Origin of the sequence: Fusobacterium sp., assembly GCF_029258315.1 — a bacterium.
Taxonomy (GTDB): Bacteria; Fusobacteriota; Fusobacteriia; order Fusobacteriales; family Fusobacteriaceae; genus Fusobacterium_B.
In genome coordinates this window covers 33,326-39,325 of sequence record NZ_JARHZE010000059.1, presented here as the reverse complement: position 1 = coordinate 39,325, position 6,000 = coordinate 33,326, and the positions used below count along the sequence as shown (strand labels likewise).

The following is a 6,000-nucleotide window of genomic DNA, read 5'->3' as shown; positions in this document are numbered from 1 at the left end:
GTCTACATTCACATTGACGACATCTATCAGCCTCATATTGAGCTTGTTCCTTTGTATATCCTTTAGAAACTTCCACGAAAGATTTTATTCTCTCTTCTGGATCAAGTTCATTTATTTCTAATCTTCTTTCTTTTACATCTTCCCAGTTAACTTCTCTAACTAATTTTGTATCATAGCTCTTAGTATCTTCTATTTTTCTTCCTTCTAATAGATCTTTCTTTTGTAAGTATCTATCAACAGATTCTGCAGCCCTTCTACCAGTTGCCATAGCTTGAATAACTATTACAGATTCTCCACTAGCATCTCCTGTTATAAATATTTTTTCATTATCTTTACTTTGAAGAGTTGCTGGATCACATTCAAATGTTGTATTTCTTCTTTGGTTTAAATAATCTTTTGCAAAATCTCCATCAACAGCTTGACCTATTGCAAAAATAATAGTATCAACTTTTAAATCTGTTATTTGATTTTCATCGTATACTGGTGAGAAATTTTTATTTTCATCAAATAGAGATAGACATTTTTTTAATTTTACTTCTTTGATTTTATTATCATCTGACATTATAATCTCTTTTATTCCTTGACCGTGGCAGAAATTAATCCCTTCATCATAAGCACCTTTTACTTCATGTTTAGATGCAGTCATTTCATCAAAAGAATTTTCAAGACAAGCTGAGAAAACTTCTTTTACACCTTTTATTCTTCTTGAAGTTCTAGCACAATCCATAGCAACATCTCCACCACCGATTACTAAAACTCTTTCACCTAAAGATAATTTTTCTCTTTCTAGAGATGCCATTCTTAAAAAATCCCCAGCACTATATATAGAATTTGATATAATATCTGTTCCAACTCTTCCTTTATGCTTTCCAACTGCTACTATAACAGAGTCAAAATTATCAACAATCTCCTTCATAGAAATATCTTTTCCAATTTCGCAGTTCATTTTAAATTCTACACCTAATTTTTCAAGGTAGCTAATTTCATGAGCAAGAATGTCTCTAGGTAATCTATATTCAGGTATTCCAACTGCCATCATACCACCTTTTACAGGTAATTTTTCAAATACAACTACTTCATATCCTTTTCTTATTAAATCTAAAGCTGATTGAAGTCCAGAAGGTCCAGCACCAATTACTGCCACTTTTTTTCCATTTTTTTCTTCTTTTTCTAAATTCCATAATTCTTCTTTATCAAAATTATCAGCTATATATCTTTTAAGACCAGCTATTGACATAGGAGAACTTATTTCATTAATTTTACATTTTCCTTCACAAGGGTGAGCACAGATTCTACCTAAAGTTCCAGGTAAAAATAATTTTTCTCTTACAGTTAAAAGAGCCTCTTCACCTTTTCCCTCTCTTAATAATCTAATGTACTCTTTTACATTTGTGTGCATTGGGCAAGTAGTGACACAAGCTGGGTTTTCTTCTCCCATACATTCTGAAACTATTTTTTCCATGTTTTCAATAATCTCTTGTTTTAACATTATTATTCTCCTTTTTTTCTTTTTGGTTCAATAGCAAAAATAAATACTCCTGCAACAATTACGATTCCCCATAATATTAAATGTAAGTTTATAGGTGATCCAAATAAAATAATACTAAAGACGATAGTCCAAAGTGCTGCAGTTGAGTTTAAAGCTGTTCCCATCGCTGCCCCTATAAGATCAACTGCTTTATACCAGCAAAGATAAGTAATTGCCCCTAATGTTGCGATTCCAGCAAATTGTAAAAATAAACCTGATTTAATGACATCTAAAGCAATAGAAGTTCCTCCAGAAAAAGGCACAACAACTAAACCATAGCTGATCATTGATATAAAATATCTAAGACATAAAAATTGTTGTGGTGCTGCTTGGATATGATCTTCATTTTTTATATGTTTCATAGCAAAACCAATAATAACACCTTCAGATGCCCAACCTAAAACAGCTAATAATGCAAATAAAATTCCCGTTCCGAAAGTTGAAGGGATATCTCCAGTAGGTTTGAACCCTAACATAAATGAACCTAATAAACTGATAAAAATTCCTAAACAAGCTCTTTTAGAAAGTTTTTCTTTCAGTAATAAATAAGAAAGTACAGCTCCTACTCCAGGGTAGATAACAGATATACTAGAAGCATAAGGTGCAGTAGCATATTTAATAGCAAGTAAGTAAGCACTCATTCCAACAGGAGCTCCAACTAATGCAGCAACAGCAGCAGCTTTTCCTTTTTTTGTTTTTAAAAGTTCAAAACTTCCTTTTAATTGATGAGAAAATAATAAAGTTAAAGCAATCCAAAAGAAAGCGAAACTATCGTGAAAAAATGCTGAAACTAGAGGTGATGAAGCAAATCCTTCGAAAATCTTATTTTGTCCTACAACTCCCATAAGAGTAGAGTCAAGCCCCCAGGCTAAACCGACGATGATACCTAACATTATTCCTTTTGTTCTTTTGTTCATATAAATCCCCCTTAAAAAAATTTGTCACTAAAAAATAAGCAATAGTTATACCAAAAAAATAATTGTCATATATAGCTAAGTTAAGATTAAAAAAATTTTTTTTAATGACAAATTGTCATTTTTTGTGATATAATACTGTCATTAAAAATGACAGTGCTAATAAAAATGACAAAAAAGGTGATAGTATGAATTTTATAGAAAAAAATTTAAATAATATTCAACTAGGAATTATTTTATGTGACAAAGATGGAAAAGCAGAGTTTATTAATGATTATTTAAAAGAATATTTTTCAGAAAAAAGATTTAATCTATTTTCTATATTTAAAGAATTAAATACTGATGGTTTAAATGATAATTTTAAAATTTTAACAAAAATATATAAGAATAATCTGTTTTTTCTTTTTTCAAGGACAACTGATAAAGGGGAACCAGGTTATGTAGTATTAGTAAAAGAAAAAGATTTTTTTCTATCAATTCTTAGTGGAAACCAATATGAAGAAAAAGGAAAGTATAATTTTGAGAATGTTATAGGGAAGAGTCCACAAATAACAAAAATAATAGAAGAGTGTAAAAAAATATCTGACAATAATAGTAATGTTCTTATTACTGGAGAAAGTGGAACAGGAAAAGAATTTTTTGCAAGGGCTATCCATAATAAAAGTTCAAGAAAAAATGCTCCATTTATTCCAGTAAACTGTGGGGCAATTCCTAAGGATTTGATAGAGAGTGAACTGTTTGGTTATGAGAGTGGAGCTTTTACAGGAGCAAATAAAAATGGTTACATTGGAAAATTTGAACTTGCTAATGGAGGGACTATTTTTCTAGATGAGATTGGAGAGATGCCTTTAAATATGCAGGTCACTCTTTTGAGAGTTTTACAAGATAAGTGTATAACAAGAATAGGTTCTAAAAAATGCACAAGAATAGATGTAAGAATAATAGCAGCAACAAATAAAGATTTAAAAAAAGCTATTTCAGAAAATCAATTTAGAAAAGATTTGTATTATAGATTAAATGCTTTTAATATACATATTCCACCTTTAAAGGAGAGGGAAGGGGATATTCCTATATTTTTAGACTACCTTTTAAAAGAAAAAAGTATTGAATTTAATAAACCAGTACCAGTTGTTTCAAAAAAATTATTTCAAAAAATAATTTCCTATTGTTGGCCTGGAAATATAAGAGAGCTCGAAAATTTTGTAGAAAACTTTGTGGTTCTTGATGGTATCAGTACCTATGATATTAATTTTGATGAGTGTCATTGTATGAAGTATGATAATCTGGGAAATAAAATAATATATGCAGATAGAGAGTTTGAAGAGAGTAAAATAGAAGTAGAAGAAAAAGTTTTGTCTATTGTGGAGCTTGAAAAAAGAGAGATAAAAAAAGCTATGAGAGTTTATGAAAAAAATATAACAAAGATGGCTCAAGCTTTGGGAATTAGTAGAAATGCCTTATATAATAAAATGAAAAGATATAATATAGAAGTAGAATAAAAATAATAGCACGATTAAAATCGTGCTATTTTCATTTTAATATTGTTATTATTATCTATTTTTATCAGCTATTATTGCTCCAGCTCCAGCTCCAACACCAGCTCCAACAATAGTTCCTGTATCTCCTCCTATAATATGTCCTGCTACGGCTCCAACTGCTGCTCCAGTAGCAATATGTTTTTCAGTTCTAGTGCAACCAACAAAAGCGATACTTGCAAGAATACAAGCGATAACTAATTTTTTCATAAATTACCTCCCAAAATTCATAATAAAAAGGATATCTCCTTTTTCTTTAAGACAGATATTAAGCCAGAAAAGTTTAAATAATAAAAAAAGTTTGCAAAAATTTATCAAAAACTATATAATAGCAATGCATATTACATATGACAAGACAGAAAAAAGGGGTAGAGAAATGAGTTTAAGAGATTTTTTAAGAAAAAAAGATGTTATCATAAGTACAGAGAGATATTTAATAGTGGCAATGAGTAATATGGCTATGGGACTTTTTTCATCTTTATTAGTAGGAACAATTTTAAAAACTATTGGAAGTAAATTTGATATTCCATATTTAGTAGAAGTTGTATCACCATTAGCTATGAGAATGACAGGACCAGCTATAGGAGTATCAATTGCATATGGACTTAAAGCTCCAGGATTGGTTTTATTTGCTTCAACTATTACAGGGGCTTTTGGAAATGAAGTTGGAGGACCTGTTGGAGCATTCTTTGGAACAATAATAGGAGTTGAGTTAGGTAAACTTATTTCAAAAGAAACTAAGATAGATATAATATTAACTCCAATTTTCACAATATTAACAGGGATGTTAGCGGCAGAGATGGTGGGACCATCAATAGCAAAAATTATGTCATCATTTGGTAAAATAATAATGGTAACAACAGAATTACAACCATTCTATATGGGAATTTGTGTTTCAGTTCTTATGGGAATAGCTTTAACTTTACCGATAAGTAGTGCAGCTATTTGTATGATGCTTGGACTTAGTGGTATAGCAGCAGGGGCAGCTACTGTTGGATGTTGTTGTCAAATGGTGGGGTTTGCAGTTATGAGTTTTAAAGAGAATGGATTTGGTGGACTTGCAGCTCAAGGATTAGGAACATCAATGTTACAGATGGGAAATATTATAAAAAATTGGAAAATATGGATACCATCAATTTTATCTTCAGCTATATTAGGTCCAGTGGCAACTATAATTTTTAAAATGGAGAATAGTCCAATAGGTGCAGGAATGGGAACTTGTGGATTAGTAGGACAGATAGCTACAATAGGAGCTATGGAGGAGATTGGAAGAGGGGGAAATAAATTATATTTAACAATATTATTGCTTCATATAATATTACCAGCAATACTAACTTTATTCTTTTCTACTTTGATGAGAAAAAAAGGATATATAAAAGATGGGGATTTAAAATTAGATCTATAAAGTAAAGAAATTTAAAAAATAATTTTTATTAGAGATCATCTTGTTGAAATAATTTTTTTAAAGTATTATATAAAAAAGAATGAAATCACAAGGAGAGATAATTATGAAAATACTTGTTAGTGCTTGTATATTAGGAGAAAATTGTAAATATAATGGAAAAAATAATAAAAATCAAAAAGCTATTGATTTATTTAAAAATAATGAAATTTTTTCTATTTGTCCAGAGATATTGGCAGGAATGTCAACTCCTAGACCTTGTGCTGAAATTGTTAATGGTTTTGTAACTGATGAGAATGGTAATAATGTTCATTTAGAATATGTTAATGCAGTTAATTTGGCTTTATCTAAAATACAGAATCAAAAAATTGATTTGGTGGTATTACAGTCAAGAAGTCCAACTTGTGGTGCCAATCAAATTTATGATGGTAGTTTTGAAGGAAAATTAATTTCAGGAATGGGATTGTTTGCAAAAGCATTAAAAGAAAAAGGATATAAAGTTATTGATGTAGAGACTTTCATTAAAGAAAAGTAATATAAAATAAAAAAAGATCAGGTGTTATCTGATCTTTTTACATTATAAAAAATTTTAGGTATAAAAAAAGAAGCTATTTTTGGGGG

6 protein-coding genes are annotated in these 6,000 nt (G+C 29.7%); 3 read left to right on the top strand and 3 right to left on the bottom strand.

Translation table 11 applies throughout. From position 1 onward, the window contains the following. Nucleotides 1–1,489 (bottom strand): FAD-dependent oxidoreductase (locus Q1J48_RS04700; protein ID WP_300361574.1); only part of this gene is annotated, 1,489 nt, incomplete at its 3' end. 2 nt (nucleotides 1,490–1,491) lie between these two features. Further along, on the bottom strand, nucleotides 1,492–2,445 hold the full coding sequence (locus Q1J48_RS04695; RefSeq protein WP_300361571.1) for a DMT family transporter: 954 nt from the start codon (nucleotides 2,443–2,445) through the stop codon (nucleotides 1,492–1,494). Nucleotides 2,446–2,630: 185 nt separating this feature from the next. On the opposite strand from Q1J48_RS04695, the gene Q1J48_RS04690 reads away from it, so the two are divergent. Continuing rightward, the gene (locus tag Q1J48_RS04690; RefSeq protein WP_300329648.1) at nucleotides 2,631–3,941 is read left to right on the top strand and encodes a sigma-54 interaction domain-containing protein; all 1,311 of its coding nucleotides are present in this window, start codon (nucleotides 2,631–2,633) and stop codon (nucleotides 3,939–3,941) included. Between the two features lie 51 nt (nucleotides 3,942–3,992). Here Q1J48_RS04690 and Q1J48_RS04685 read toward each other — a convergent pair whose 3' ends face one another. After that, nucleotides 3,993–4,187, bottom strand: coding sequence for a YMGG-like glycine zipper-containing protein (locus Q1J48_RS04685; protein WP_300329645.1), 195 nt, complete (start codon nucleotides 4,185–4,187; stop codon nucleotides 3,993–3,995). A 166-nt stretch (nucleotides 4,188–4,353) separates the two neighbouring features. On the opposite strand from Q1J48_RS04685, the gene Q1J48_RS04680 reads away from it, so the two are divergent. Further along, a complete protein-coding gene (locus Q1J48_RS04680; protein ID WP_300361568.1) occupies nucleotides 4,354–5,382 on the top strand; it encodes a PTS sugar transporter subunit IIC in 1,029 nt (342 codons plus the stop codon). A gap of 103 nt (nucleotides 5,383–5,485) precedes the next feature. Continuing rightward, entirely contained in the window at nucleotides 5,486–5,914 is a 429-nt protein-coding gene (locus tag Q1J48_RS04675) for a 2-thiouracil desulfurase family protein (protein WP_300361566.1), read from the top strand. The last annotated feature ends 86 nt before the right edge of the window (nucleotides 5,915–6,000 follow it).